Genomic DNA, 26,757 nt, shown 5'->3' on the forward strand with positions numbered 1-26,757 from the left:
AGCTTCAATGGCAAGTTTCGCGATGAGTGCTTAAACGAGCACTGGTTTCTCTCACTGCGGCATGCACGTCAGGTGATCGAAGCCTGGCGCCACGAGTACAACGAGGAGCGGCCGCACAGTACGCTGCGGAATCTGACACCGAAGCAGTTTGCGGAAGGGTTATTAACCGTGGACTCCAGTTCGGGTCCGTACTAAATTGGGTAGCAGGTCAATCGCTAATGGCCAAGCAGTTAAATTGCGTCAGAATGGCGACCAGGTGGCGCTGCCATCGCCATGCAGGCGTTGCAGGCCAAGACGGGCGGTGCCGTACAAGCCGGCATCGTGATAGAGGAAGAGGATATCGGTGTTGGCCGTATCGCGGAACAGGACCTTGCGCATCGTCATGATCTGCGGCACCGTCAGACGGCCGATATTGTTGGTGGCGACCTGCTCCACCTTGCCATAATGGCGCGCATACCAGCCCGATACCTTGGAACCAAAGGAATCGGAAATAATCACCAGGCGCCGCGCCGGGGCGGACGGATTCTCGAAGCGCGTTGCGTCATCCACCAAGTCGGCAAATTCCGCAAATTCAGGGAAGCATTTCTTGCCCACGCATTCCTTGATATTCGACGCCGGCAAGTCCGGCACCACCACATCGTTCTTCAACTTCACGCCAGGGAACAGGAAACCCACGTCGGAATTCCAGCGATAGGTCACCCGCTGCAGCGGCGCGCCGGGCGCCGGCATTTCAGGGAACAGATGGCGCACGGAGTCTTCCGCGACTTTTTCCAGCCCGGGGCCAGCCCAATGGAACCACGATTTGGGGAACAGGGTGGCTGGGCTCTTGATGGCGCGCATTTGGGTCAGCGGGAAATACATGGCCTCACGCGCCGGCGCACTCAAGGCAGGATCATCTATGAGCTGTTGCGCCGGCAGGTTCGTCCGGTTGCACTGATCGTAAAGCCAGGCCGGCACGTCTTCCTGATAGACCGCCGGCGCCGATGGCACAATCATCAGTCTTGGATGCATACCTTGCGCATGGAAGTCATCGAACATGCGGTTCAGATAATCGCGGAAGTCCGTCAAGCCACGCTTATCGCCTATGCAGCTGACAGTGAGCGCGGAGTACGGCGCCACGTTGGTTCCGTGCGCCGCCAGGAAGGTCCTTCCATTGCGGCCGCTGGCTATCTGAATGGTGGGGAATTCGCCGAACAGGTGGTAGCGCAGCGCGTTATTGCCTTTGATGAGGGCTTGGCGGAAACCGAAATGGTCCTTGATCCAGGCATCGGTCTGGCCCGGCAGGGCCAGGAAGCTGGCCCAGTCGGACGGCAGTTTCGGCGCTGCGGCCAAGTTGCGATTCTCCCCGCTCTGGCTGGAGCTTTTCACGGTCGCGACGATGCCAGGGGTGGCCAACAACGTGAGCAGGATGCTCTTGCCGAGGTGGTGCCGCATCCAGGTTTTGTAACTCGTCATACTTAGAAGCGGAAATAAATGAAGGGGTTGTACGTGTCAGCGGCAAGGCTCAGCAGGCACATGGCAAACGCAGTCGGCATCAGGATGCGTCGGCTCGCCGCTTTCACCGGCGCGAAGGCCGGGCGGTGCAGCGTTTTCTGCAGGAAGCCGTCGGGCAGCACTGCCAGCAACAGGCCAATTGCCAGCGCCCACATCGTCGAGGGCCCCGCCAGCATCTGCCATTGCTGAGATCCATTGCTCATGCCCAGCAAGGTGCGCATATAGCCGGCGGCCTGGCCGACAGTATCAGCGCGGAACAGAACCCAGCCAAACATCACGGCCAACAGGGTGTACGCATGCACCACCACGCCCGGCAGGCGTTCCAGCAACTTGCCCAGTCCCACGCGTTCAATGACCAGCAGCGCGCCGTGCCACACACCCCACAGTACAAAGGTCCAGGCGGCGCCGTGCCACAGGCCGCACAGCACGAACACCAGGGCCAGGTTGAAATATGTGCGCCATGGCGCTGCGCGGTTGCCGCCCAGCGGGATGTACAGGTAATCGCGGAACCAGCTCGACAGGCTGATGTGCCAGCGGCGCCAGAATTGCGTGATCGATTGCGCCGCATAAGGGCGGTTGAAGTTGGGTGGGTAGGTAAATCCCAGCATATGCGCCAGGCCGATCGCCATATTCGAGTAGCCGGCGAAATCGTACAGGATCTGCACTGAGTAGCATGCCATGCCGATCCAGGCGGTCAGCGTCGACAACTGGTCCGGCTCGATGGCAAAAATGCGGTCGGCCGCCAGGGCAACCGAGTTGGCGATCAGCACCTTTTGCGCTAAGCCCAGCACGAATTGCTGCACCCCGCGCCAGATGCGCTCGTTGCTGATGACGCGCTGGCTGATTTCATCGGCAATCTGGCTATAGCGCACGATCGGCCCAGCGATCAATTGCGGGAACATGGCCTTGTACATGGCAAAGCGCAGCAGACTGGACTGGGCCGGGATGTCGCGCCGGTAAATGTCGATCAGGTAGGAAATGCCCTGGAAGGTCACGAAGGAAATGCCGAGCGGCAGGACGATTTCGGGAATGGCAACATTGCCGCCCCAGTTGGCGGCCACACTATTCCAGCTCTGGGCAAAGAAGCCCGCATATTTATAGTAAAGCAGGGCCGCCAGGTTGATGCCGATGCCCAGCCACATATACAGCTGGCGCGTGCGCGGCGCCTGGGCGCGCGAGATGGCGTAGCCAAAGCCGTAGTTTAAGAGGGCCGACAGCATCAGCAGCGGCACAAAGCGTGGTTCGCCCCAGGCATAAAAGACCAGGCTGCCCACCAGTAGGACGGCGTTTTTCCATGGCAGCAGGTAATACAGCGCGAGGAAGCAGGGCAGGAAATAGAACAGGAAGGTTACCGAGCTAAAGATCATGCGGCGGGCAGGCGATACTAAAAGACCATTAGTTTACCATGAGGCAACGCCAGACCTGTTCAATGGTGAACCGCCTTTTTTTTGCTTTTTCAGCAATGTTTGCTACTATTGCCAGATGAATATTAAAAAATCCCTGCGCTGGCTCGCAATCCTGCTGAGCGGCATGCTTGTTCTGTTGCTTGCAGTTGCCGGTGTGGCTCTTTATAACTCCAAGCTCGAGGTGACCCCGAACGGCGTGCATAGCCGCCTGTACGTTCCCGTCAGCAGTATGAAGTACGGCAAAGTGAGCATGCTTGCCGGGACCGGCGACAACGCCACCTTGCCCGGCTTCCTGGACGGCCCCGTCGTGCGCCGCGCTGCCGACGGCAGCTGGAACGCCGCCTGGTTCTGCGAGGACCGCACGCACCAACAGCAGGCAGCGGATGCGCAACTGGTGATCGACTGCGGCGGCAAACGTAGCGTTTACCCGATTGCCCTGGCCCTGGCCCCCGCCCCGGCCCCGGCCGCGAACGGCGGCGTGTTGCTGATGCCGGAGAGGGTCGCGGTGCTGAGTGATATCGAAGGCAACCTGCCTTTCCTGGATGGCTCGCTGGCCAAGCTGGGCGTGACCGATGCCGCCGGCGCCTGGGCTTACGGCAAGGGCCACCTGGTCATCGTGGGCGACGCTGTCGACCGCGGGCGCGACGTCTTCGCGGTGTTGTGGCGGCTGTACACGCTGGCGCAGGAAGCGCAGCGTGCCGGCGGCGGCGTGCATATGCTGCTGGGGAATCACGAACAGTACATCCTGCGCGGGAATACCACGCGCGCCCACCTGGAACATGTGTACGCGCTGGACCAGCTGGGCGGTCCGATCGCGGCCTTCGCTGCCGATACCATGATCGGTGGCTGGCTGCGCGCGCAACCGGTGGTGCTGCAGATGGGGACCGTGCTGTTCACGCACGGCGGCATCAGCAAGGCCACGGCCGACAGCGGCCTTACTGTGGCGCAGCTGAATGAAGCCATGCGTAATTACTGGAGCGGCACGCCATCGGCCAAGCCGGCGCTGGACGCGGTGCTGGGCCAAGGCGGCGTCACCCAGTATCGCGGCTACCTGGACGAGGCGGACGGCTTAGCCAGCGCCGAGGATGTGCAGCATGTGCTGGACCGCTTCGGCGCCAGCACCGTGGTGGTGGGGCATACCCTGGTCGACAAGGTCACGATGCTGCACGGCGGCCGCGTGATCGCGGTCGATGTGAACACCAATGACGCCGCCGACGAGGCGCTGGTGTTTGAGGGCGGCAAAGCGCGGGTGGTTCCAGTGCTGGACCGGGGCTTGCCGCCGGAGCAGAAGGCGCGCGGCCAGCAGCGCGATTTCCAGTTCGCTTCCGCCAGCGACTGGCGCGCCTTGGGCCGCTCGGCCTGGCGCGCCGTCGAGCTGGCGCGCCTGCCGCACCCCTATTGAGGAGTGCGGGAGCGCGGCAACTGCGTTAAGGATTGACGTTCATACGCTGCGTGTGCGTCCAGTTATGGTCGGACGCGCTGACGGCGGAAGCGAAGGTGCGGTAAGTCTGGCCTTCGCCCGGCCACGGGTTCATGATGTAGATGTAGTTGGTGCCGTTATAGGTTTCATAGCCGCGTCCCACCATGATATGCCCGCCGCCGTTGGTCCAGCCGTAGCGGATGACGAAGGGACGGTTGGCGTTGATCTCGGTCACCACCGAATTCCACGACAGGTAGTTGTTAATTGCCGTATTCGGCACGCCCCAGTTGGACAGGATGTTCTGCACGCTGCCCGAGCTGCCGTACATGCTGTTGGGCCGGTTGGCGTAGCTGTTCCAGTCGAAGGTGCCGTTGCCGCAGGCGTAGTTGATGCCATAGGCCCAGTTCACGATCTGGCACTGGCTGGGCGTGCGGTTGTAGACGGCCAGGACGGCCTTGCTCGACGCCGACCAGCACCACTGGCTGTGCTCCTGGATGGTGAGCGGGACGTTCAGGGTTTTCCATTGCGCGAAGGCGGAGGGCAGGGCCAATGCCAGCACGGCGCCGGCCAGGATTTTTGCGATAGTCATGACGGCGTCTCCTTAGCGGAATGCTTCGACATTGGTTTTAACGGCGGCGCGCAGCGGTTCAAGCAGCTCGGCGCCGTCGACCAGCTGGCTGCCGGCCTTTTTCAGCAGCAGCGATTCGCGCGCGGAATGCAGCGGCGCGAATTTGGCGCGATCGACTTCCAACAAGTCGGAGCGGGCCTGGTAGATGCGGATAAAGCGCAGGTTGGAGCGCGCGCCGTTGCCGTGCGCATTGGCGGCGGCATCCACGTCCTTTGCCAGCACGGCGCCGCCGTAGGCCATCGTCTCGAAGCGGCCGTTCACTTGCTGCACCGTTGCCAGGCCGATCGGCTTGCCGCGCAGGGATATGAGGAAGCGCCATTCGCCGGTGGGGCGCGCCAGCGAGGGCAGGTCGCCGCGTGTCAGCAGCTCTTTCGGGTCGATGGTGTAGACCTGGAAGCCGTGGCCGATCGTGGCCTGTCTCAGGTCGCCCACATCGGTGATGTCGAGCGGGAAGTCGGCCGGCGCGCTGCCGGGGCGTATGGCCTGCTGCTGCTCGGCGAACTGCACGAGGCCGCGTTTGGCGGCCTGCAAAGCGGCGCCGTTGTCTGCTTTTGCCAGGAACGGGACGGCCGCCATCATCGCTGCGCAGGCAATGCGCAGCCAGAGTCGATGCGTATGCATGTGACTACTCCTCTGAAGGTTGATCAGATTTCGAAAGGTGCGTGGGATCGCCCCCTCTGTGCTGGACCTGAGAGTTTCACAGGCATGGCGGCCTGCTTGCTCCTTCGGTGCGCCAGCCTTGGAGCGCTGGCGACTCTTCAGAGTTGTGAAAACACGCGACCGGTCCTTTGGCCTGAGAGATTCCGGGGGCGGGCTTGCTCCTTCGGCGTTGTCCATGCTGGGACAAACTCTCCCGATCGCGCGGCCGGCATGCACCGGCAGCGAAATCAGCATAGCGCAGGGATTTATACGGTATCAATCGTTTTTCGCTTGCCGTTGCGTTTTCGCCATTACTGTAGTTCCTGCTATTCTGTTGACACTTCCGGAAGAAATTGGTAACGTTTCCAAAAAGTCGCAGCACATAACAGGAGACACGATGTACAAGCAGTTTTTCGCCTGCGCCATGGCGCTGGGCGCCGCCTCCGCGCAGGCGGCCGGGCAGAGCGCGGAAGTGATCCACTGGTGGACGTCGGGCGGCGAGTCGGCCGCCGTGAAACAGCTGGCCAGCGCCTATCGCGCTGCCGGCGGCAACTGGATCGACACGGCGATTGCCGGCGGCGACCAGGCGCGCGCCGTGACCCTGAACCGCATGGTGGGCGGCAAGGCGCCGACTGCGGCGCAGTTCAACATCTCCAAGCAGTTTGTCGATATCGTGGAGCAGGACATGCTGGCGCCGCTGGACGACGTCGCGCGCCAGCAGCAGTGGGACAAGACGCTGCCCGAGCCGATCGTCAACGCCATCCGCATCGACGGGCATTACTACGCCCTGCCGATGAACATTCACATGCAGACCTGGATCTGGTACTCCAAGGCGGCGTTCAAGAAGGCCGGCATCGGGAAGGAGCCGGCCAGCGTGGACGAACTGTTCGCGGCGCTGGACAAGCTGAAAGCCGCCGGCCTGGTGCCGCTGGCACACGGCGGCCAGGCCTGGCAGGAGCACATCCTGTTCGCGGCCATGCTGGCCAATATCGGCGGGCGCCAGCTCTACCTGCAGGTGCTGCGCGACCGCGACCAGCGCGCCATCAATTCCGAGCCGGTGCGCAAGGTGCTGCTGGCGTATAAGCGCCTGCAATCGTATGTCGATCCCGCCGCGCCGGGCCGCAACTGGAACGACGCCACCGCCATGCTGGTCAGCGGCAAGGCCGGCGTGCAGATCATGGGCGACTGGGCCAAGGGTGAATTCAGCAACGCGAAGATGGAGCCGGGCGTGCATTACGGCTGCATTCCCGGCCTGGGCGCGGCCTCGCCCTACCTGATCCAGGGCGATGCGTTCGTGTTCCCGCGCTCCGAGCGCGCCGACGTGCAGAAGGCGCAAAAGCTGCTGGCCAGCGTGCTGCTGGCGCCCGCAACGCAAGTGAGCTTCAACAAGCTGAAAGGCTCGGTGCCGCCGCGCGCCGATGCCGACACCAGCCAGCTCGATGCCTGCGCGCGCGCCGGCGCCGCCATCATGCGCGACCGCAACCGCCAGGTCGGCGCGCCGGAGATCTACCTGACGCCGGACCAGAATGGCGCGGTGCAGGATGCGCTGACCGCCTACTGGAACACCTCGATGCCGGTGGAGAAGGCGCAGAAGGCGCTGGCTGCGGCGCTGAGGAACTAGACCGTGCGCCGAGCCATGTCCTATGCGGCGCTGCTGCCGATGCTGCTGACGGTGTGCGTGGGCTACCTTGGCTCGTTCGCCTGGACCTTCTACGTTTCGCTTACCAGCTCGCGCAGCATCGCCACCAACAAGCTGGTGGGCATGGCGCAGTATGAGCGCCTGTTCGACAACGAACGCTGGCTGCTCTCGCTGCACAACCTGGCGCTGTACGGCGTGCTGTTCATCGTGGCCTGCATGCTGATCGGCTTCCTGCTGGCGGCGGCGATCGACCGCCAGGTGGCGGGCGAGGGCGCGCTGCGCACGGTGTTCCTGTACCCGTATGCGATGTCTTTCGTGGCCACGGGCCTGGTGTGGCAATGGATATTGACGCCGGGCGGCATTCCCGGCGTGGATCTGGACTGGCTGGTGGACCAGGATATGGTGGTGTACACGGTGGTGCTGGCCTCCGTCTGGCAGGCGTCCGGCTTTGTCATGGCGCTGATGCTGGCCGGGCTGCGCGGCGTCGACCCCGAGATCTGGAAGGCCGCACGGCTGGACGGCATACCGGTGTGGCGCGTCTACCTGTCCATCGTGCTGCCGATGCTGGCGCCGACCCTGGCCACTGTCTTCATCCTGCTGGCGACCATGGTGGTCAAGCTATACGACGCGGTGGTGTCGATGACGCAGGGCGGACCCGGCACCGCCAGCGAGGTGCCGGCCAAATTCATCATGGACCACTTGTTCCTGCGCGCGAACATCGGCCTGGCCTCGGCCGGCGCCGTGGTGCTGCTGCTGACGGTCCTGGCCTTGCTGGCGCCGTGGGCCTACGCGCGCAGCCGGAAGGGGGCGGCATGAAGGTGGCACGTATCGGGCTGTATGCTTTCCTCGCCAGCGCGGCGCTGTTCTTCCTGCTGCCGCTGTATGTGATGCTGGCCACGTCGCTGAAGTCGATGGACGAAATCCGGCTGGGGAATATCTTCGCCATGCCGATGGCGCCTACGCTGGACGCCTGGCGCGCGGCCTGGAGCGAGGCCTGCACCGGCGCGTCCTGCGAGGGCGTGCAGGGCGGCTTCTGGAACTCCGTGCGCATTGCCGTACCGAGCACCGTGATCCCGATCGCACTCGGTGCGCTGAACGGCTACGCGCTGTCGTTCTGGCGGCCACGCGGTGCGGGCCTGCTGTTCGGCATACTGCTGCTGGGCGCTTTCGTACCGGTGCAGGTGATGATTTATCCGCTGGTGCGCATGCTGGCCGGCCTGGGCGTTTTCGGCTCGCTGCCCGCCATTGTGCTGGTGCACCTGGTGTTCGGCATGCCGGTGCTGACGCTGCTGTTCCGCAATTACTATGCGGCGCTGCCGCAGGAGCTGTTCCACGCGGCGCGCATCGACGGCGGCGGCTTCTGGCGCATCTTCTGGCATGTGATGCTGCCCTTGTCGGTGCCGATGCTGGTGGTGGCGGCGATCATGCAGCTGACCGGGGTGTGGAACGACTATATCCTGGGCCTGGTGTTCGCCGGGCGTGACAACCTGCCGATGACGGTGCAGCTGAATAATGTGATCAATACGACGACGGGCACCCGTCTTTACAACGTCAATATGGCCGCCACGATCCTGACGGCGATGGTGCCATTGGCGGTCTATTTCTTGTCCGGCCGCTGGTTCGTGCGCGGCATCGCCGCCGGCGCTGTGAAAGGTTGAACGGATGTCCAAGGTAAGCCTGAAAAAACTGAGCATCACCCTGGGCGGCAACGCCATCATCCGCGCGCTGGACCTGGAGGTGGAGGAGGGCGAGTTCCTGGTGCTGCTGGGGCCTTCCGGCTGCGGCAAGTCCACGCTGTTGCACAGCATCGCAGGCCTGACGGAGTGCAGCGGCGGCGCGATCGAGATCGGCGGCAAGGATATGTCGCGCACCGATCCGAGCGAGCGCGGGATCGGCATGGTGTTCCAGTCGTACGCGCTGTACCCGACCATGACGGTGGAAAAGAACATGTCCTTCGGCCTGCGCATCGCCGGCGTGCCGAAGGCGGAGATCAAACGCCGCGTCGCGCGCGTGGCGGGCATGCTGCACCTGGACGAACTGCTGCAGCGCAAGCCAGCGGCCTTGTCCGGCGGCCAGCGGCAGCGGGTCGCGATCGGGCGCGCGCTGGTACGCGAGGCCGGCGTCTACCTGTTCGACGAGCCGCTGTCCAACCTGGACGCCAAGCTGCGCACGGACTTGCGGCGCGAACTCAAGCTGCTGCACCAGCAACTGGGCGCGACCATGATTTATGTCACGCACGACCAGGTGGAGGCGATGACCCTGGCCAGCCGCATCGTGGTGATGCGGGCGGGCGAGATCCAGCAGGTAGGCACGCCGGCCGAGGTCTACGAGCGGCCCGCCAACCTGTTCGTGGCGGGCTTCCTGGGCGCGCCGGCGATGAACTTCATCGAGGGCGAACTCGATGCCGCCGGCACGTTCGCGGGCGGCGCCTTGCAGCTGGCGCTGGGCGTGGCGCCCGGCGGCGCCCGGCGCGCCGTGCTGGGCGTGCGCCCGGAGCACATTGCGCTGGCCCCGGCACCCGGCGCGCCAGGCGCCGCCGGGCTGCAGGGCAGGGTGACCCTGGTGGAGCCGATGGGCGCGCACCGCGTGGTGTGGCTTGAATGCGGCGGCAAGCAGCTGTCCTGCATGGTGCAGGGCGGACGCGCGATTGCGCCGGATGACATGGTGGCTTTCACGATTGATGCACAACGCGCCTGCCTGTTCGACCCGGACAGCGGCAAGCGCTTTGAAACAGCGGGCGCTTCAAGTATGCTCGCGATGACGGTTTAAGTTAAAGGAATACAGTGGCCACTATCAAAGATGTTGCCCGCCTGGCGGGCGTAGGATTGGGCACCGCTTCCCGCGTTGTGAGCGGCAAGGGTTCGGTGTCCCCGGCTACCCTGGAGAAAGTGAAAAAGGCGATCGACGAGCTGGGTTTCCGGCCCTCGCACGCCGCGCGCACACTGCTGACCGGCACCAGCCAGATGATCGGCGTCTACATCCCGGTCCTGAGCGGTACCTTCTACACGCCCATCCTGCAAATCATCGACACCGAGCTGCGCGCCGCCGGCCTGCATATGGTGGTGGCCTTCGGCGTCGGCCTGGGCGACGAGCGCAAGCAGGCCAAGGACGGCATCCAGTTCCTGATGGAGCGCGGCTGCGACGGCCTGATCGTGATGACCAGCGCCTTACTGGAAGAAGATATCGAAGCGCTGGGCGTGCAGCAAAGCCGCATCGTGGTGCTGAACCACCATCTGCCGAATATTCCCGACCAGTGCTTCACGGTGGACCACAAGCTGGGCGGCCGGCTGGCGGCACGCGCGCTGCTGGACCACAAGCACCGCGACATCGCCGTGGTGGCCGGGCCCGCGCGCCTGGTCGATAACGTGGCCCGCATCGAAGGCTTCATGGAGGAGCTGCAGGCTGGCGGCGTGGACACCAGCCGCATGTGGGTGGCCGAGAGCGACTTCTCGCCGGCCGGCGGCTGGGCCGCCGCCAAGGAACTGGTCGAATCGGGCCACACTTGCACCGCGCTGTTCTGCGCCAATGATGAAATGGCGGTCGGCGCGCTGTCCTACTTCCAGGAGGCCGGCATCCGCGTGCCGCACGACCTGTCGGTGATCGCGTATGACGACACGCCGAGCGCCGAGTTCTCCGCGCCGCGCCTGACCACCGTGCATATGCCGTGGCGCGAAATGACGATGAGCGGCCTGAGTGCCTTGCTGAACCGCTGCTACGACCTGCGCCGCACGGTGACGCGCAGCTTCCCGGTCACGGTGACGCTGCGCGCCTCGCTGGCCAAGGCGGCAAGCGGAAAACGCAAGGCGGCATAAACCGGTTCGGGGGAGGGGGCGCGTGCGCCCTTTTTTTCGGGTCAATGTGGAAACCTTTCCAAAACCCTGTACACTACTCAACATGACTACTTCAGACCACCCAGAACCAGGCGCCCCGGCGCGCAGCGACTTTGCCCGCGACTTCCTGTGGGGCTGCGCCACGTCCTCCTACCAGATCGAAGGCGCTGCCGCTGAAGGCGGCCGCGTCGAGTCGATCTGGGACCGCTTTGCCGCCACGCCAGGCAAGGTGCGCGACGGCTCCAGCGGTGCGGTGGCCTGCGACCACTACCACCGCTGGCCGGAGGACATGGATATCGCGCGCGACATGGGCCTGAATGCCTACCGCTTCTCGATCGCCTGGCCGCGCGTGATGCCGGGCATCGGCGCCGCGCCCAACCAGGAGGGGCTGGACTTCTACGCGCGCCTGGTGGACGGCATGCTGGAACGCGGCATCCAGCCCTGGGCCACGCTGTACCACTGGGACTTGCCGCAGTACTTGCAGGAGCGCGGCGGCTGGGCCGAGCGCGACACCGTGCAGCGCTACCTGGAGTTCGTGGACGCGGTGACGCGCCGCCTGGGCGACCGCGTGCAGCACTGGATCACCCACAACGAGCCGTGGTGCACCGCCATCCTCGGCAACTACGAGGGCGTCCACGCGCCGGGCCTGGCCGATTTCGGCACCGCGCTGCAGGTATGCCACCACGTGCTGCTTTCGCACGGCAAGGCGGTGCCGCTGATCCGCGCCAATGTGGCCGCTGCGCGGGTCGGCATCTCCCTCAGCCTGCACCCGCTGCGCGCAGCCAGCGACAGCGCGGCCGACCGCGCGGCGATGGAACGCCACGACGGCTTGCGCTACCGCTGGTTCCTCGACCCGCTGCATGGGCGCGGCTACCCTGCCGCCACGCTGGAGCAGGTGGGGGCGGCCGCGCCGGTGGTGCATGAAGGCGACATGGCGGCGATCGCGGTGGCGACCGACTTCATGGGCGTGAACTACTACTTCCCCGAAACGGTCGCCGATGCGCCGGGCCACGCGCCGCTGGATGCACGCGTGCTGCCGCCGCCCGCCGGCGCGGAGACCACCGCCATGGGCTGGGAAGTGGCGCCGCAAGGCCTGGGCGAGCTGCTGGGCCGCATCCATGCCGATTACGCGCCGCAGGAGCTGTACATCACCGAGAACGGCTCGTGCTATGACGACGAGGTGCAGGCCGACGGCAGCGTGAACGATGCCGGCCGCCGCCGCTACCTGGCGCGCCACCTGGGTGCGATGAAGGATGCGATTGCGGCCGGGGTGCCGGTGAAGGGCTACTTCGCCTGGAGCCTGGTCGACAACTTTGAATGGGCCGAAGGCTACCTGCGCCGCTTCGGCCTGGTGCATATAGACTACGACACACAACAACGAAGGCTGAAGGAGAGCGGCAAGTGGTATCGCGCCTTCCTGCGCCAGCCCGACTGAGGAGACAGGATGAAGAAGCTTGCTTTGCTGGCGGCGCTGCTGGCGCCCGCTATTGGAGGCGCGGCCACCAACGTGGCCGTCGATGCCGCGCTGGAGAAGCGTATCGCTGCCATTGTTGCCGGCATGACGCTGGAGCAGAAGGTCGGGCAAATGACCCAGCCCGAAATCAAGACCGCGTCGCCGGATGATGTGCGGCGCTACTACCTGGGTTCCGTGCTGAACGGCGGCGGCAGCTGGCCGAACGGGAACAAGCGCGCCAATGCCGCCGAGTGGCTGGCGCTGGCGGAGAAGTACCATGCGGCGTCGATGGCGACCGATATGAAGGTCAAAGTGCCGGTGGTATGGGGCATCGACGCCATCCACGGCAACAGCAATGTGTTCGGCGCCACGCTGTATCCGCACAATATCGGCCTGGGCGCCGCGCGCAACCCGAAGCTGGCCTATGAAGTCGGCGCAGCGACCGGCAAGGCGGTGCGCGCGACCGGCATCGCCTGGGTCTTCGGCCCGACCATCGCCGTGGTGCGCGACGACCGCTGGGGGCGCACCTACGAAAGCTTTTCCGAGGACAGCAAGCTGGTGGCCAGCTATGCCGGCCAGTATGTGAAGGGCCTGCAGGGCAGCTTCAAGTCTGACGCCAATGTGCTGGCCAGCGCCAAGCACTTCATCGGCGACGGCGGCACCGAGCACGGCAAAGACCGCGGCAATACCAGACTGCCGCTGGCCGAGCTGCTGGCCTCGCACGGCGCCGGGTACGCCCCGGCGCTGGCTGCGGGCGCGCAGACCGTGATGGCGTCCTTCAACAGCTGGAACGGCGTCAAGGTGCACGGCAGCCGCGAGCTGCTGACCGATGTGCTGAAGGTGAAGATGGGCTTCGACGGCTTTGTGGTGAGCGACTGGAACGGTATCGCCGAAGTGCCGGGCTGCCGCAACGACAGCTGCCCGCAGTCGATCAATGCCGGCGTGGATATGGTGATGGTGCCGGACGATTGGAAGGCCTTCATCGCCAACACCATCGCGCAGGTGCAGTCGGGCGAGATCCCGATGGCGCGCATCGACGATGCGGTGACCCGCATCCTGCGCGTCAAGCTGCGCACCGGCCTGTTCGGCAAGAGCCCGGCGCAGAACGCCCACGCCGGCAAGGACCAGGCCCTGTTGGGGCGCGAGCTGGCGCGGCGTGCGGTGCGCGAATCGCTGGTGCTGCTGAAGAACGAGGGGCCGGCGCTGCCGCTGGCGCGCGGCAAGAAGCTCCTGGTGGTCGGCAAGAGCGCCGACAACCTGTCCAACCAGACCGGCGGCTGGTCGCTGACCTGGCAGGGCACGGACAATACCAATGCCGACTTCCCGCATGCGGACAGTATCCTGGCCGGTCTGCGCGCGGCGGCCGGCGCCGGCAACGTCGAATTCAGCGTGGACGGCAAGGGCGTGGACCTGGCGCGCTTCGACGCCGTGGTGGCGGTAGTGGGCGAGCGCCCGTATGCGGAAGGCGACGGCGATATCGGCCCATCGGGCACGCTGCGCCATAGCAGCCGCTATCCGGAAGACCTGGCCGTGCTGCAGGCGGTGGCGGGCAAGGGCAAGCCGGTCATCACCGTGTTCGTGGCGGGCCGCCCCCTGTTCGTGAACGACCTGCTCAACCTGTCGGACACCTTTATCGCCGCCTGGCTGCCGGGCACGGAAGGCAAGGGCGTCTCCGACCTGCTGGTGAAGGGGCCGCGCGCGTACGACTTCCGCGGCACACTGTCCTTCTCCTGGCCGAAGTCGGCCTGCCAGACGCCGCTCAATGCGGGCGACGCGGATTATGCGCCGCTGTTCGCGCTGGGTTACGGCCTGCGCAAGGGCCAGCGTTCCGCACTCGGCAAGCTGGACGCTTCCTTTGCGCCCGGCGGTTGCGGCGCGAGCGATGTGTTCCCGGTGCACGGCCAGGCCGACCGTGCCAGCTTCCCGCTGGTGCTGCGCAGCGGCAGTGAACAGCTGGCGCTGGGGGCGGACCTGAACGCGACCTTCCGCCTGCCGGGCATCAGTGTACAGACGGCGCAGGTGAACACCCAGCAGGACGCCAAACTGGTGACCTGGAGCGCTGCCCGCGCCGGCGCGCCTGCTGCCAGCCTGGCGGCGCGCGGCGCGAACGCGATGCGGCTGCCGCCGGCTGCCGCGCGCGATGGCGCGCTGCAGTTTGATACTATTGTCGCCAACGCCCCGCAGGGCAAGGTCAGTGTGGCGATACAGGGCACGGCGCTCGATGCGACGCGGCTGTTCACCCGCCTGGCCGGCAAGGGCAAGCAGACGGTCAAGCTGCCGCTGGCCTGCTTCACGGCGCGCGGACTGCAGCTGGAAGGCGTGGATACGCCGTTCAGCATCAGCGCCGACGCGCCGTTTGCGGCGGCCATTGCGAATATCGACATCGCCGGTGGCGCCGCCAGCGCGCCGGATGCAGTACGCTGCGAAGAACTATATTAAGGAGACAGTATGGCAAGCATGGCACCCAATAACGCGGCTCCCGCCCTGCCGCTGGACGCGGCGGGCGGAGTCCGGAACGGCAACAGCGGAGCGCTGGTGATCGTCACCATCCTGTTCTTCATGTGGGGTTTGATCACGTCGCTGAACGACGTGCTGATCCCGCACCTGAAGGCGATCTATACCCTGAGCTATGTGCAGGCGATGCTGGTGCAGTTCTGCTTCTTCGGCGCCTACTTCATTGTCTCGATGCCGGCGGGGGCGCTGATCCGCCGCATCGGCTACCAGAAGGGCGCGGTGTGCGGTCTGCTGATCGCCGCCGTGGGCTGCCTGCTGTTCTACCCGGCGTCCTTCGGCGGCTACGGCCTGTTCCTGTTCGCCTTCTTCGTGCTGGCGTCCGGCATCACCATCTTGCAGGTGGCGGCCAATCCTTACGTCACCGTGCTTGGCCCGGCGCGCACCGCGTCCAGCCGCCTGACCCTGACCCAGGCCTTCAACTCGCTCGGCACCACCATCGGCCCCTTCGCTGGCGGCCTGCTGATCCTGTCCGCCGCGGGCGCGGCGCTGAATGCGGCGGCGGAGGCGGCCGCCGTGCGCGGCCCCTACCTGGCGCTGGCCGGCGCGCTGGCGCTGCTGGCCGTGATGTTCGCGTTCGCCAGGCTGCCGCAGATCGCCGCCACCGAAGACGTTGCGCTGGCCGGCGAGGGCCAGGGCTCGGCCTGGGCGCACCGCCACCTGGTGCTGGGCGCCATCGGCATCTTCCTCTACGTTGGCGCGGAAGTGAGCATCGGCAGCTTCCTCATCAACTTCCTGGGCGAAGCGCATATTGCCGGCCTGTCGCACGCCGCCGCGGCGGACTACGTCAGCGTCTATTGGGGCGGCGCCATGGTGGGCCGTTTCATCGGTTTTGCCGTGATGCGCGTGGCCAGCCCGGGCAAGACCCTGGCCTTCAACTCCCTGCTGGCGATTGCGCTGGTGCTGGCGGCGGTATTCGGCTCCGGCAAGGTGGCGATGTGGGCGATCCTGGCGGTCGGCCTGTGCAATTCGATCATGTTCCCGACCATCTTCAGCATGGCGCTGCATGGGCTGGGCAAATACACCGGGCAGGGCTCGGGCATCCTGTGCATGGCGATTGTCGGCGGCGCGATCGTGCCGTTCGCGCAGGGCGCGCTGGCCGATGCGATGGGCGTGCAGGTGTCGTTCGTGCTGCCTGCGGCCTGCTACGCCTTCATCCTGTTCTTCGGCGTGAAGTACGCCTCCCTGTACTCTTCTAACGGTTGATCTTGCGCAGCAAATGGGCGCGCAGCATGCGCGCCGTAGCGTCGCCCATCGGGCCGAGCACACCGCGTGCCGGCCCGGGGATATGGGCGGCGGTTTCCTCTCCCGCTTCGAATACGTAGTGGCGGAAGATGTCCTGCCAGACGGCGCGTTGCGCTGGCGGCAAGTCGCGGATCGAGAGCAGCGACAGCATCAGCGCATGCACCGGCGTGTCCATATAGGCGGGCGATTGCCGCCACCAGTAGTTGACCAGCACATTGAAGCTTTCCAGCGCCTCGACATGGTGCCACCACATGCTGGGGATGAAAATGGCGTCGCCCGGCGCCAGTTCGGCCGTCTGCGCGTGGCGCATCGCTTCCAGGAAGCGCGGGTAGCGCGCAAGGTCGGGCTGGTGCAGGTCGACCAGGCTGATTGGCTGCCCGGCGGGTGTCAGGTCGAGCGGGCCGATATACAGGTTGGGCAGCTGTTCCGGCGGGAATAGGGTGAAGCGGCGGCGGCCGGCAGTCACGCCGGCCAGGTTGTCGGGCAGGTCGTAATGCGCGGCGATGCGGGTCCGGTTGCCGATCCAGATGCTGGCCAGCGCGTCGCGCGGGCCGAGGTCCAGCGGGTTTTCCTCGCAGTAGCCGGGCAGGGCGGTGTCTATCGTGGTGGAACCGACGTAGATGGCGGGCGGCTGCGGGTTGCCGCGCTGGCGCGCCAGCTCCTGCAGCACATCTTCGAGCCGCGCGCGCACGGAGTTGAAATTGAAGCCGCTCATGTCTTCGTTGTAGAAGAAGCGGCCGTGTATATGCTGCGGGCCGAGCATGGCGTTGACGGTGGCGTCGCGGCAGAAGCGGCGCAGGTAGGCGTCGGCGCTGGCGTTGCCTTGGCGGCCGGCCTGCACCGCGGGCCAGTGCGCCAGCAGGCCGCGCAGCACCAGCGGCTCGGTGGCTGCCAGCACGCTGTCGCCCAGGTCGCCCGGCGTGATCCCGTGCAGCTCGCGGATCGGCTTAGCAGCGGCCAGCATGGCGCCGGTTCTTGCGTTCGATCAGGGTGCGGAAATTGGAGATGGAAGCGAGCACCATATAGATCGGCTGCAGGTAGCCGGCGCGGTGCAGGTTTTCCAGCGCGGCGCCGGGCAAGGCGGCCAGGCGCTCCTCATTAATCGTGTGGCAGCCTGCCAGGCGGTACGGCGTGCCGTCGTCCAGTTCGATATCCAGGACGAAGGGTTCCAGCAGCTGGTGCTCCTGCAGCGCCGCCAGGAAGCCGCCAGCCTGCTGCAAACCCTGGTGGATGGCGAGCAGGGTGGAGCTGACGCGCTCCAGGTATTCCGAGGTGCCGCCGTGCGGGCGGAACAGGGGTTCGCTGCCGCCATCGCCTGCGCCGGCGCTGCGGCCGATGCGCGGGTGGTCGAGGTCGACATGCACCATCAGTTCCGTGCCGTTGATGCCGATCAGGAAGGGCTGGCGCGCGATGGACAGCGGCAGGTAGGGCGCATCCCAGCCATGCTGGCCGAGGAAGAGGTTTTCCCCGTCCTGCAGGCCGAACAAGGCGTGCGCCTCGTAGCTGCCGTCCGCCGCCTGCCGGAACACGATCGGGTAGCAGGCCTGGATGTCGCGGAATTCGGAAGGGAAGGTGAGGGCGGACATGACATCGTCGCCGAAACCGGCGCCGCGCGCGGTCTGCACGTGCAGGTCCTTGTGGTCGATGTTGTTGAGCAGGACGTGGTTGGCCATGATGATACCTTGTGAGGGAAGCAAAAAAGGGGCGCGACCGGCGAACCGGCTGCGCCCCAAGCCTTTGGGAGCCTTAGAACTTGTAGCGTGCGCCCAGCATGTAGCGCGGACCGGCCTGGGTCACGAACAGCGCCATCGATTCGGCGCGGCCGTGCACGCGCTGGGTTTCGTTGGTCACGTTGATCGCCTCGAACTGGAAGCTAAGCTTGTCGTTGTAGGCATAACCCACGCTCAGGTCCAGCTGGCCGTACGCCTCCGTGTAGTTCGGGTTGGGGCCGGCGCCGTCGAAGGTGGAGGAGAGGAACTTGTCGCGCCAGTTGTAGGCCGCGCGCACGGTCCAGTTCTTGTCCTCGTAGATGCCGACCAGGTTGGCCGAGTTGCTCAGGCCGACCAGTGCGAACTGTTCGCCGACCTTGGCATTGTCGTATTTCAGGCCCGAATCTACCCAGGTGTAGTTGGCCGACAAGCCAAAGCCGCTGTCGCCGAACATATGCTGCACATTCAGTTCGGCGCCTTTCAGCCTTTCCTTCTTCTGGTTGGAGAAGCTGTTGATCTCGAACGACATGACCGGATCGCTTGGCTGGCCGACGATGGTGCCGGTGGCGTTGCCGCTCGCATCATCCGCGCCGCGCGTCACGCCCGGTGCGTTGGCGTGGTTGCGGAAGATGTAGTTGCGGATGCAGACGCGGTCGGTGCCGCAGTTGCCCTTGCTGACCGCCTCGTTCCACAGCGCGCCGCCGACCGGCGTATGCAGGTTGAACGGCGTGTCGGTGAACTTGGACTGGCCGGCGTAGTTGCTCAGGTTCTTATAGAACAGGCCAAGCGAGGCAAAGCTCTGCTGCGCGTAATACCATTCCCACGACAGGTCCAGGTTCTTCGACTTGACCGGCTTCAGCTGCGGGTTGCCCTGGCTGCCGGTGCCGCCGAAGTCGCGCGCCAGGCGGTCCAGGGTGGTGCCGCCCTGGATCTGGTCATAGCGCGGACGGCCGATGGTTTCACCGTAGCTGGCGCGCAGCTTCATATCCGAGCGGATGTCGGCATCCCAGTCCACGCTGGGCAGCCAGTGCTTGTATTTGCCGGTCAGGGTGGTAAAGGTGGGCGCGCCGAAACTCAAGGGGAACTCGTTGGCGGAAACCCAGCTGATGCCGGTGGCTGCCGGCACCAGCGCGGTCGATACCACGTCCGTCGTCTCGTAGCGCACGCCGATATTGGTGTGCATCGGGATCGCGGTGTTCCAGTCGGTGCCGAACTGCAGGTAGGCGCTCTTCGATTTTTCCTGGGTGCGCTGGTCGGTGTCGAAGGTGTTCTTCGGCAGGTACAGCTCGGGCAGCCCGGTCAGCTTGGACGTCAGCGCGCGCAGCTCGGCAAAGTTGAAGGTATAGAACTGGGTGAACAGGTTCGGGTTCTTGCTGCCGCCAAACTGGTCGAAGTACTTGCTCAGCGACTCCTGGTGGAACATGCTGGCCGGGTAGTCCGATGGCTTGGTGGCGCCGCCCCAGGTGTCGCGCTGCTGGGTGGAGATGGCGGAGCGGTTCTTCACTTCGTTTGCGGACAGGCCGAACTTGAGGCTGGACGCTTCCAGCAGTTTCAGGTTGCCCTTGAACTGGGCCTGCTCGATCTCGCCCTTCATATAGCCATTCTGGAACACCGAGCCGGTGACCTGCTGCGGCGCCTTGGTGAAGTCGGCGCCCTTGATGCTCAGGACCGGGAAGGCATTGCTGAAATCAACGGTGGTATCGCCCCGGCTGAAGCTCGCGGTGCCCAGCACGTTGCTGGAGCCGAACGGGCTGTCGGCGCCGGACGTGGCGCTGGACTTGTGCACGTCCAGTTCCAGTTTCAGGTCGTCGGTCTTCCATGCTGCGTTGAAGCCGAGCGATTTGTTCTGGGTCCTGGTGGCAAAGTCGGCGCCGCCCATGGCGATGTCGGCGTTCCCGCCCGGAATCAGCTCGGTGTACTGCAGCGGGCCGGCCGCCGGGCCGTTGCCCCAGGTGGAGACGGACGGGCCGAAGTTGAACCAGGCCGACAAGTCCTGGCGCCGGGTGTGGATCTTGTTCTCGGAGTAGGTGTAGTCCAGGGTGGTGGTCAGCTCGCGCAGCGGCGCCCACTGCAAGGTCAACTGGCCGTTGGTGCGCTCGCGCTGCACGCCGTTCATGTTGTAGTTCAGGTTTTGCGGCAGCGAATAGACCTCGCCGGCCTTGGGCGGATTGGTCGCGCTGGACTGGGTGATCGGGCCTTCGCCGGCCTTCCATGGGCCGCGCCAGCCGTTCGATACCGCTGCCTGGTTGAAGCCCAGGTTGCGTTCCTGGTAGCTGGCGCTGAGCGACACGCCAAAGCGGTTGTTGTCGAAGGTGTTGCTGTAGATGCCGGAGAATTCCGGCGTGGTCGCGCTGCCTTGCTTGATATCGCCCGGCAGGTTGTTGTGCGAGGTGTCATGCACCGCCTTGGCGCCGAAGCTGGCCACCATGCCCGGGCGTTCCAGCGGGCGCGCCGTCATCACGTTGACGGTGGCGCCGATGCCGCCGGTCGGGCTTTCCGCGCGCCCGGTCTTGTAGACCTGGATCTGCGAGATCGCTTCCGACGCCACGTTGGCGAAGTCGAAGGCGCGGCCATTCAGGTCGCCCAGGTTGGAGGTCGGCATCTGGCGCCCATTCAGCAGCACCAGGTTGAAGTCGGGGCCGACGCCGCGCACGGTGACCTTGGAACCCTCGCCGATGGAGCGGTCGATGGACACGCCGCTGATACGCTGCAGCGATTCGGCCAGGTTGGTGTCCGGGAATTTGCCGATGTCCGCCGCCACGATGCCGTCCACCACGCCGTCGGCATTGCGCTTCAGGTTCATGGAAGAACCCAGGCTGGCGCGCAGGCCGCTAACCACCACGGTCTGCACCTCGCCGCTGTTGGAAGGAGCAGGCGAGACGCCTGCCTGGTCCGACTCCTGTGCGTGGACCGGTGCGATGAACGCAGCGCATGCTGCCGCTACTGCAAGGCTCATCAATTTCTGCTTCGCCTTTGGATGGTACATTTGGTCTCCTTGGTTCTTATAGTCTGGCCGCCTCCCCAACCCGCATGGAAACGTTTCCATGTAACGCTTGAAAAATACTAGGGGCAGCAAAATCAATTGTCAATAAAATACGCCGGGGCCCGGCACGGAGTGTGGGATTTTCGTCATCATATTGGAAACGTTTCCATGCCGGTTTTGCCAATATAGCACTGTTCAAAAAATGAAGTCAACAGCTAAAATGGGAACGTTTCCACAGGGGGCGCCATGAGAAAAATCCTTGCAGTTTGTGTCGCATTGCTGGCGCTGCCGGGCGCCCATGCGTTGGAAACGTGGCCAAACGGGGCACGCGCGGCGGTCAGCCTGGCCTACGACGACGCCCTCGATTCGCAGCTTGACCATGCCTTGCCCGCGCTGGACCGGCATGGCGTGAAAGCCACGTTCTACCTGACCCTGGCCAACCCGCCGGTGCAGCGGCGCCTGGCCGCATGGCGCGCGGCGGCGCAGGGCGGGCATGAGCTGGGCAACCACACCCTGTTCCACCAGTGTTCCGGCAAGGGCCCCGGGCGCGAATGGGTGGCGGCGCAGCGCGACCTGGACAGCACCAGCGTGGCGCACATGCTGGACCAGGCGCGCGTGGCGAACGCCATGCTGCACGCCATCGACGGCCGGCGCGAGCGCACCTTCAACGCACCTTGCGGCGATGCGCTGGCCGGCGGCCAGCCTTACTGGCCAGCGCTGCGCGATGAGTTTGTGGCGCTGCGCCCGGCCGGGCCGGCGACCGCCGGCCTGAGCGGCGCGCAACTGGTGGCGCTGGTAAAGGAGCAGGGCGCGCAAGGCGGCGTGGTGAACCTGGTCTTCCACGGCATCGGCGGCGATTACCTGTCCGTCAGCAAAGAAGCGCACGAGGAGCTGTTGGCCTTCCTCGCCGCGCACCGCAAGGAGTATTGGAGCGCCACCTACCTGGACATCGTGCGTCACCAGCGCGGCGCCAAGGCCGGCTGGGTGCTGGACTGGGCCGACGAGTTCGAGGGCGACGCGCTCGACGTCCGTAAATGGGTGCCGGAAGTGGCGGGCCACGGTTTCGGCAACAACGAAATGCAGTTCTACACGGCGCGCCGTGAAAACGTGCGGGTGGAAGGCGGCAACCTGGTGATCGAGGCGCGCCAGGAGGACTGGCAGGGCAGGCGCTACACCTCGGCGCGGCTGAAGACGGCGGGCCTGGTGGAACGCCAGTACGGCCGCTTCGAGGCGCGCATCAAGCTGCCGCGCGGGCAGGGCATCTGGCCGGCGTTCTGGATGCTGGGCGCCGATATCGACCGGGTGGGCTGGCCGCGCAGCGGCGAGATCGACATCATGGAGAATATCGGCAAGGAGCCCGGCATCGTGCATGGCACCGTGCACGGCCCCGGCTACGCGGGCGAGAAGGCCTTCGGCGCGCCCTCGGCGCTGGCGCCGGGCCAGCGCTACGCCGACGGCTTCCACGTGTTCGCGGTGGAGTGGGAGCCGGGCGAAATCCGCTGGTACCGCGACGGCCGGCATTATCACACCGCGCGGCCGGCGACGGTGCGCGGCGAATGGGTGTTCGAGCATCCCTTCTTCCTGCTGCTGAACCTCGCGGTGGGCGGCTACTGGCCCGGCTATCCGGATGCCGCCACCCGCTTCCCGCAGCAGATGCTGGTCGACTATGTGCGCATCTATCAGACAGTGCAGTAGTGGTACACTCGGCGCATGAATGCAATCGTCCTCGCTGCGGCCTTGCTGGCCGCCCCGGCCACGCCGGAACAGGCGGTCGCCACGCTGTGGCGATCCATCAGCCATGATGCGGGCAAGGCCGGCGATGAAGCCGCGCTGCGCGCCATCCTCCATCCCGACGCCATGGTCTACGGCGCCCGCTACCGTGACGGCGCGCCCGCGCTGTCGGTGGCGCGCGGCACCGACTTCGCCGCCGGCATCGGCCGCGTCGGTGAGAAGGGTTTCTACGAATGCGAAGTGGCGCGCGAAGTGCGCCAGTACGACCGCTTCGCCACCGTCTACAGCGTGGTGGAATCGCGCACCGAGCGCAACGCGGCCAAGGCGAATTTCACGGGCGTGAACAGCATCCAGCTGTACCGCGCCGAGGACGGCTGGCGCATCATCTCCCTCTACTACCAGGTCGAGCGGCCGGGCAGCCCGGTCTCGCTGCAGGGCGGCAAGCCGGGCGTTTGCCTGGAGGGGCAATGAAGGAAGAAGCGGCGCGCGCCATCATGCTGGTCAAGGCGATAGAAGAGGCCGACCAGCAGAAGGAAGTGCTGACCGACGATGACCGCAAATATGCCAGCCGCACCGCGCGCGAGCTGGCCCACTGGCAGGCCGCTGAAGCCCGTTCCGCATCGACCCTGCCGGATTTCCTGCAGCAGCGCGCCGAACAGCTGCTGAAGCGCCTGGTCGCGCGCCACAAGGCATTCGGCGCCGTGGCGCACGGCCACAGCGGCCTGTGGGGCGCCAGTTGGCTGCTGCCGGTGTTGGCCCTGGTCATCGGCGCGCTGTCCGAGCGTTTTGCCGACCGTACCCATGTCGACCTGCTGTCCTTGCCGCTGCTAGGCATCATCGCCTGGAATGCGTTGGCCTATGCGGCGCTGGCGGTGCTGGCCTTGCTGCCCGGCCGCCGCAGCGGCCTGCGGCGCGGCCTGGCCAACCGCATGGGCCTGGGCGGCAGCCACGTGCCGCGCCGCCTGCCGCACGTGCTGGCCGCCGGCGTGCTGCAGTTCACGGTGGAGTGGGCGCGCCTGAGCTCGCGGCTGAACCTGGCCCGCATTGCGCGCATCCTGCATTTTTCCGCCGCCGCTTTTGCCGCCGGCGCCGTGCTGTCGCTGTACGTGCGCGGCATTGTGGAACGCTACGCGACCGGCTGGGAGAGCACCTTCCTCGATGCCGGGCAGGTGCACCAGCTGCTGTCGCTGCTGTTCGCGCCGGCGGTAGCCGTGTTCGGCCTGCAAGGCTTCACGCTGGCCGAAGTGGCTGGCCTGCAGGACTGGGCCGACGCGCGCCTGGGCAACGGCGCGCGCTGGGTGCACCTGTATGCCGCCAGCCTGCTGCTGTACGTGGTGCTGCCGCGCCTTGTACTGGGCGCGCTGGCGACGCTGCGCGCGGCCTGGCTGCGCCGACACTTCCCGCTCGACCTGGAGCAGCCATATTTCCAGCAGCTGTCCGCCGCGGCGGGCGGCGAGCCGGGCCTGCTGCGCGTGCTGCCGTACAGCCTGACGGTGGACGAGGCGCGCAGCAAGGGACTGGATGCGGTGGCGCAGGACATGCTCGGCGAGCAGGCCCGCGTGCGCCTGCTGCCCCCGGCAGCCTACGGCAGCGAAGCCCCGGCCTTGGAGGCGGCGGGCGGCGCGACCACGGCGGTGTTGTTCGGCATCGCCGCCACGCCGGAACAGGAGAACCACGGCGCCTTCCTGGCGGCGCTGGGCAAGGGGCGGCGCCTGGTGGTGCTGCTGGACCAGTCGGCGCTGGCCGCGCGGCTGGACGCCGCCCGCCTGCGCGAGCGCGTAGAATTGTGGCGTGAGTTCTGCATCCTGCACGGCGCCGAGCCGAAAGTAGTTGACCTGCTGGCGCCGCCAACCGCGAAGGAGCACCAGGCATGAGCAGCGCGCCCGCCACCATCCAGCTGGCCCTGGTCTCGCACACCAATAACGGCAAGACCACGCTGGCGCGCACCCTGCTGGGCGCCGACGTGGGCGAGGTACGCGATGCCGCCCACGTGACCGCCTTCGCCGAAGCGCACACCCTGATGACGACCCAGAACGGCGACCGCCTGGTGTTGTGGGACACGCCCGGCTTCGGCGACTCGGTGCGCCTGATGAAGCGCCTGGCCATGACCGGCAACCCGATCGGCTGGTTCCTGCGCGAAGTGGTGGACCGCTACCGCGACCGCCCATTCTGGCTTAGCCAGCAAGCCTTGCGCGCCGCGCGCGACGAGGCCGACGTCGTGCTCTACCTTGTCAATTCCACCGAAAGCCCGGGCGACGCCGGCTACATCGCCGCTGAAATGCGCATTCTCGACTGGCTCGGCAAGCCGGTGCTGGTGCTGCTGAACCAGATGGGGCCACCGCGCCCGCTGCCGGAAGAGCAGGCCGAACTGCTGCGCTGGAAGGACCATATGCTGCAATTCGGCCAGGTGCGCGAAGTGCTGCCGCTGGACGCCTTCGCCCGCTGCTGGGTGCACGAGCGCGTGTTCTACGACGCGCTCGGCGCCCTGGTCGGGCCGGACAAACAGCCAGCCTACGAGCGCCTGTTTTCAGTATGGGAGGAGACCAATGCGCGCCGCTTCAAGCAATCCATGGCGGTCATGGCGCAGCAACTGGCTGACGCGGCGCACGACAAGCAGGTGGTGGATGCGGTGGAGCGCGGCGTGATCGCTTCCGCGCTCAAGATCATCGGCATCGGCAAGGGCGAAGACCGCAAGCGCCAGGAGCGCGCCATGAATACCCTGGTGGCGCGCCTCAACCTGTCGATCGGCCATGCCACGGTCAACCTGCTGGCGCTGCACAAGCTGGACCCGAGCGAGGCGCCCAAGATCAATGCGCGCGTCAGCAAGCATTTCCAGGTGCTGGCGCCGGTGGATAAAGGGCAGGCGGCCCTGCTGGGCGCCATCGTCTCCGGCGCCGCCACCGGCTTCTCGGCCGACCTGGCGGCGGGCGGGTTGACGCTGGGTACGGGCGCGCTGCTGGGCGGCGTGATCGGCGCGCTGACCTTCGCCGGCGCGGCCTGGGGCTTCAACGCCAGCATGGACCGCGACGTGCCGACCATTACCCTGTCCGACGATTTCCTGCGCACGCTGCTGGTGTCGAGCGTGCTGCGCTACCTGGCCGTGGCCCATTACGGGCGCGGGCGCGGCAATTTCGTGGAAAGCGAAGCGCCGCCGTTCTGGCAGCAGGAAGTGGAGCAGGCGGTGGCGCTGCACGAAACCGATGTGACGGCGCTGTGGAAGATTTTGCGCGAGCAGGAGGAGCGCGAGCTGGCGCCGGCCAGCGCCGTGGTCACCGCGATCACGGCCCACGTGCTGGCACGGCTTTACCCGGAGGGTCAGGCGGCGAAACCGCCGTCGATGTTAAGGCCGGCGCCGGTCACGTAGCCCGCTTCGTCGCTGGCCAGGTAGGCCACCATCCCCGCGATTTCCTCGCCGCGCGCGTGGCGCTTGATCGCCATCAGCTCGTGCAAGCCCTTGGCGAAATCGCTGTGGGCCGGGTTCATATCCGTATCCACCGGGCCGGGCTGCACATTATTGATGGTGATGCCGCGCGGGCCCAGGTCGCGCGCCAGGCCTTGCACCAGGCCGGTCAGCGCCGATTTGCTCATGGCATACACCGAGCCGCCGGGGAAGGGCATGCGCTCGGCATTGGTGGAGCCGATATTGATCACCCGGCCGCCCGCCGGCATATGCGCCACCGCCGCCTGCGTGGCAGCGAACACGCCGCGCACATTGACGGCGATGGTGTGGTCGAAGGCTTCCAGCGTCAGCTCCGACACGTCGCCCAGGTGCAGCACGCCGGCATTGTTGACCAGGATATCGATGCGGCCGAAGCGGGCGGCGATGCCGTCGATGGCGGCGCGGCTGGCGGCAGCGTCGGACGCGTCCACTTGCAGCGCCACCGCAGTACCGCCGGCGGCGGCGATTTCGCTGGCCAGGGCGTCGGCCGCGGCGCCGGAGCTCTGGTAGGTGAAGGCGACGGTGGCGCCGTCTTGGGCGAGACGGCGCACGATGGCGGCACCGATGCCGCGCGAACCACCGGTAACGAAAGCGATTTTGTTCATGATTTGCTCCTTGGTTGTTGATGGA

Annotated in this window: 22 protein-coding genes and 1 riboswitch; of the genes, 14 read left to right on the forward strand and 8 right to left on the reverse strand. The window is 66.1% G+C overall.

Annotated elements, in window-relative coordinates:
* Positions 1–195 (forward strand): integrase core domain-containing protein (locus tag GTP41_RS24465; RefSeq protein WP_161028210.1); only part of this gene is annotated, 195 nt, incomplete at its 5' end.
* A gap of 45 nt (positions 196–240) precedes the next feature.
* Here the strand turns inward: GTP41_RS24465 and GTP41_RS24470 are convergent.
* The gene (locus GTP41_RS24470) at positions 241–1,455 is read right to left on the reverse strand and encodes an alginate O-acetyltransferase AlgX-related protein (protein ID WP_161028211.1); all 1,215 of its coding nucleotides are present in this window, start codon (positions 1,453–1,455) and stop codon (positions 241–243) included.
* A gap of 2 nt (positions 1,456–1,457) precedes the next feature.
* Positions 1,458–2,861 carry an MBOAT family O-acyltransferase gene (locus GTP41_RS24475; protein WP_161028212.1) on the reverse strand — a complete coding sequence of 468 codons (1,404 nt, stop codon included), beginning with the start codon at positions 2,859–2,861 and terminating at the stop codon, positions 1,458–1,460.
* Positions 2,862–2,976: 115 nt separating this feature from the next.
* Here GTP41_RS24475 and GTP41_RS24480 point away from each other — a divergent pair, with 115 nt between their 5' ends.
* Positions 2,977–4,302 carry a metallophosphoesterase gene (locus GTP41_RS24480; RefSeq protein WP_161028213.1) on the forward strand — a complete coding sequence of 442 codons (1,326 nt, stop codon included), beginning with the start codon at positions 2,977–2,979 and terminating at the stop codon, positions 4,300–4,302.
* Positions 4,303–4,327: 25 nt separating this feature from the next.
* Here GTP41_RS24480 and GTP41_RS24485 read toward each other — a convergent pair whose 3' ends face one another.
* Entirely contained in the window at positions 4,328–4,909 is a 582-nt protein-coding gene (locus tag GTP41_RS24485) for a C39 family peptidase (RefSeq protein ID WP_161028214.1), read from the reverse strand.
* Between the two features lie 12 nt (positions 4,910–4,921).
* On the reverse strand, positions 4,922–5,569 hold the full coding sequence (locus tag GTP41_RS24490; RefSeq protein WP_161028215.1) for a hypothetical protein: 648 nt from the start codon (positions 5,567–5,569) through the stop codon (positions 4,922–4,924).
* A gap of 150 nt (positions 5,570–5,719) precedes the next feature.
* Positions 5,720–5,814: riboswitch (glycine riboswitch) on the reverse strand.
* A 170-nt stretch (positions 5,815–5,984) separates the two neighbouring features.
* On the opposite strand from GTP41_RS24490, the gene GTP41_RS24495 reads away from it, so the two are divergent.
* The 8 genes from GTP41_RS24495 to GTP41_RS24530 all read left to right on the forward strand — a co-directional run bounded on the left by GTP41_RS24495 (position 5,985) and on the right by GTP41_RS24530 (position 16,226).
* Positions 5,985–7,208 (forward strand): ABC transporter substrate-binding protein, encoded by a 1,224-nt coding sequence (locus tag GTP41_RS24495; RefSeq protein WP_161028216.1) that lies wholly within the window; start codon positions 5,985–5,987, stop codon positions 7,206–7,208.
* 15 nt (positions 7,209–7,223) lie between these two features.
* On the forward strand, positions 7,224–8,042 hold the full coding sequence (locus GTP41_RS24500; protein ID WP_161028271.1) for a carbohydrate ABC transporter permease: 819 nt from the start codon (positions 7,224–7,226) through the stop codon (positions 8,040–8,042).
* Entirely contained in the window at positions 8,039–8,884 is an 846-nt protein-coding gene (locus tag GTP41_RS24505; RefSeq protein WP_161028217.1) for a carbohydrate ABC transporter permease, read from the forward strand. The genes GTP41_RS24500 and GTP41_RS24505 overlap by 4 nt, the downstream gene beginning before the upstream one ends.
* A gap of 4 nt (positions 8,885–8,888) precedes the next feature.
* Positions 8,889–9,995 carry an ABC transporter ATP-binding protein gene (locus GTP41_RS24510; protein ID WP_161028218.1) on the forward strand — a complete coding sequence of 369 codons (1,107 nt, stop codon included), beginning with the start codon at positions 8,889–8,891 and terminating at the stop codon, positions 9,993–9,995.
* A 14-nt stretch (positions 9,996–10,009) separates the two neighbouring features.
* On the forward strand, positions 10,010–11,038 hold the full coding sequence (locus GTP41_RS24515) for a LacI family DNA-binding transcriptional regulator (RefSeq protein WP_161028219.1): 1,029 nt from the start codon (positions 10,010–10,012) through the stop codon (positions 11,036–11,038).
* Between the two features lie 82 nt (positions 11,039–11,120).
* A complete protein-coding gene (locus tag GTP41_RS24520) occupies positions 11,121–12,491 on the forward strand; it encodes a GH1 family beta-glucosidase (RefSeq protein WP_161028220.1) in 1,371 nt (456 codons plus the stop codon).
* 9 nt (positions 12,492–12,500) lie between these two features.
* Positions 12,501–14,948 carry a glycoside hydrolase family 3 protein gene (locus GTP41_RS24525; protein WP_161028221.1) on the forward strand — a complete coding sequence of 816 codons (2,448 nt, stop codon included), beginning with the start codon at positions 12,501–12,503 and terminating at the stop codon, positions 14,946–14,948.
* A gap of 9 nt (positions 14,949–14,957) precedes the next feature.
* The gene (locus tag GTP41_RS24530; protein ID WP_161028222.1) at positions 14,958–16,226 is read left to right on the forward strand and encodes a sugar MFS transporter; all 1,269 of its coding nucleotides are present in this window, start codon (positions 14,958–14,960) and stop codon (positions 16,224–16,226) included.
* On the opposite strand, the gene GTP41_RS24535 is transcribed toward GTP41_RS24530, so the two are convergent.
* The 3 genes from GTP41_RS24535 to GTP41_RS24545 all read right to left on the reverse strand — a co-directional run bounded on the left by GTP41_RS24535 (position 16,216) and on the right by GTP41_RS24545 (position 20,930).
* Complete coding sequence (locus tag GTP41_RS24535) at positions 16,216–17,229, reverse strand: cupin-like domain-containing protein (RefSeq protein ID WP_161028223.1); 1,014 nt, start codon at positions 17,227–17,229, stop codon at positions 16,216–16,218. The two genes, GTP41_RS24530 and GTP41_RS24535, sit on opposite strands and share 11 nt — an antisense overlap.
* Positions 17,213–17,938, reverse strand: coding sequence for a SapC family protein (locus tag GTP41_RS24540; protein ID WP_161028224.1), 726 nt, complete (start codon positions 17,936–17,938; stop codon positions 17,213–17,215). Before GTP41_RS24540 ends, GTP41_RS24535 begins: the two co-directional genes overlap by 17 nt.
* A gap of 73 nt (positions 17,939–18,011) precedes the next feature.
* Complete coding sequence (locus GTP41_RS24545) at positions 18,012–20,930, reverse strand: TonB-dependent receptor (RefSeq protein ID WP_229503056.1); 2,919 nt, start codon at positions 20,928–20,930, stop codon at positions 18,012–18,014.
* A gap of 273 nt (positions 20,931–21,203) precedes the next feature.
* Here GTP41_RS24545 and GTP41_RS24550 point away from each other — a divergent pair, with 273 nt between their 5' ends.
* Genes GTP41_RS24550 through GTP41_RS24565 form a run of 4 tightly spaced genes read left to right on the forward strand, consistent with a single transcriptional unit; the run spans position 21,204 to position 26,052 of the window.
* Positions 21,204–22,652, forward strand: a complete 1,449-nt coding sequence (locus GTP41_RS24550) for a family 16 glycosylhydrolase (protein WP_161028226.1) — start codon at positions 21,204–21,206, stop codon at positions 22,650–22,652.
* A 15-nt stretch (positions 22,653–22,667) separates the two neighbouring features.
* A complete protein-coding gene (locus GTP41_RS24555; RefSeq protein ID WP_161028227.1) occupies positions 22,668–23,159 on the forward strand; it encodes a nuclear transport factor 2 family protein in 492 nt (163 codons plus the stop codon).
* Positions 23,156–24,562, forward strand: coding sequence for a DUF2868 domain-containing protein (locus GTP41_RS24560; protein ID WP_161028228.1), 1,407 nt, complete (start codon positions 23,156–23,158; stop codon positions 24,560–24,562). Before GTP41_RS24555 ends, GTP41_RS24560 begins: the two co-directional genes overlap by 4 nt.
* Positions 24,559–26,052 (forward strand): DUF3482 domain-containing protein, encoded by a 1,494-nt coding sequence (locus GTP41_RS24565; RefSeq protein ID WP_161028229.1) that lies wholly within the window; start codon positions 24,559–24,561, stop codon positions 26,050–26,052. The genes GTP41_RS24560 and GTP41_RS24565 overlap by 4 nt, the downstream gene beginning before the upstream one ends.
* On the opposite strand, the gene GTP41_RS24570 is transcribed toward GTP41_RS24565, so the two are convergent.
* On the reverse strand, positions 26,004–26,732 hold the full coding sequence (locus GTP41_RS24570) for an SDR family oxidoreductase (RefSeq protein ID WP_161028230.1): 729 nt from the start codon (positions 26,730–26,732) through the stop codon (positions 26,004–26,006). The two genes, GTP41_RS24565 and GTP41_RS24570, sit on opposite strands and share 49 nt — an antisense overlap.
* Between the last annotated feature and the right edge of the window lie 25 nt (positions 26,733–26,757).

The organism is Pseudoduganella guangdongensis (assembly GCF_009857475.1).
GTDB lineage: Bacteria > Pseudomonadota > Gammaproteobacteria > Burkholderiales > Burkholderiaceae_D > Rugamonas > Rugamonas guangdongensis.

What these genes read in the sequence shown, in the direction of transcription:
- GTP41_RS24540 (WP_161028224.1), bottom strand. Translation starts at nt 17,938, where the DNA reads ATGGCCAACCACGTCCTGCTCAACAACATCGACCACAAGGACCTGCAC.
- GTP41_RS24560 (WP_161028228.1), top strand. Translation starts at nt 23,156, where the DNA reads ATGAAGGAAGAAGCGGCGCGCGCCATCATGCTGGTCAAGGCGATAGAA.
- GTP41_RS24505 (WP_161028217.1), top strand. Translation starts at nt 8,039, where the DNA reads ATGAAGGTGGCACGTATCGGGCTGTATGCTTTCCTCGCCAGCGCGGCG.
- GTP41_RS24550 (WP_161028226.1), top strand. Translation starts at nt 21,204, where the DNA reads ATGAGAAAAATCCTTGCAGTTTGTGTCGCATTGCTGGCGCTGCCGGGC.
- GTP41_RS24530 (WP_161028222.1), top strand. Translation starts at nt 14,958, where the DNA reads ATGGCAAGCATGGCACCCAATAACGCGGCTCCCGCCCTGCCGCTGGAC.
- GTP41_RS24485 (WP_161028214.1), bottom strand. Translation starts at nt 4,909, where the DNA reads ATGACTATCGCAAAAATCCTGGCCGGCGCCGTGCTGGCATTGGCCCTG.
- GTP41_RS24570 (WP_161028230.1), bottom strand. Translation starts at nt 26,732, where the DNA reads ATGAACAAAATCGCTTTCGTTACCGGTGGTTCGCGCGGCATCGGTGCC.
- GTP41_RS24525 (WP_161028221.1), top strand. Translation starts at nt 12,501, where the DNA reads ATGAAGAAGCTTGCTTTGCTGGCGGCGCTGCTGGCGCCCGCTATTGGA.
- GTP41_RS24535 (WP_161028223.1), bottom strand. Translation starts at nt 17,229, where the DNA reads ATGCTGGCCGCTGCTAAGCCGATCCGCGAGCTGCACGGGATCACGCCG.
- GTP41_RS24490 (WP_161028215.1), bottom strand. Translation starts at nt 5,569, where the DNA reads ATGCATACGCATCGACTCTGGCTGCGCATTGCCTGCGCAGCGATGATG.
- GTP41_RS24545 (WP_229503056.1), bottom strand. Translation starts at nt 20,930, where the DNA reads ATGAGCCTTGCAGTAGCGGCAGCATGCGCTGCGTTCATCGCACCGGTC.
- GTP41_RS24565 (WP_161028229.1), top strand. Translation starts at nt 24,559, where the DNA reads ATGAGCAGCGCGCCCGCCACCATCCAGCTGGCCCTGGTCTCGCACACC.
- GTP41_RS24555 (WP_161028227.1), top strand. Translation starts at nt 22,668, where the DNA reads ATGAATGCAATCGTCCTCGCTGCGGCCTTGCTGGCCGCCCCGGCCACG.
- GTP41_RS24475 (WP_161028212.1), bottom strand. Translation starts at nt 2,861, where the DNA reads ATGATCTTTAGCTCGGTAACCTTCCTGTTCTATTTCCTGCCCTGCTTC.
- GTP41_RS24495 (WP_161028216.1), top strand. Translation starts at nt 5,985, where the DNA reads ATGTACAAGCAGTTTTTCGCCTGCGCCATGGCGCTGGGCGCCGCCTCC.
- GTP41_RS24500 (WP_161028271.1), top strand. Translation starts at nt 7,224, where the DNA reads ATGTCCTATGCGGCGCTGCTGCCGATGCTGCTGACGGTGTGCGTGGGC.
- GTP41_RS24470 (WP_161028211.1), bottom strand. Translation starts at nt 1,455, where the DNA reads ATGACGAGTTACAAAACCTGGATGCGGCACCACCTCGGCAAGAGCATC.
- GTP41_RS24480 (WP_161028213.1), top strand. Translation starts at nt 2,977, where the DNA reads ATGAATATTAAAAAATCCCTGCGCTGGCTCGCAATCCTGCTGAGCGGC.
- GTP41_RS24520 (WP_161028220.1), top strand. Translation starts at nt 11,121, where the DNA reads ATGACTACTTCAGACCACCCAGAACCAGGCGCCCCGGCGCGCAGCGAC.
- GTP41_RS24510 (WP_161028218.1), top strand. Translation starts at nt 8,889, where the DNA reads ATGTCCAAGGTAAGCCTGAAAAAACTGAGCATCACCCTGGGCGGCAAC.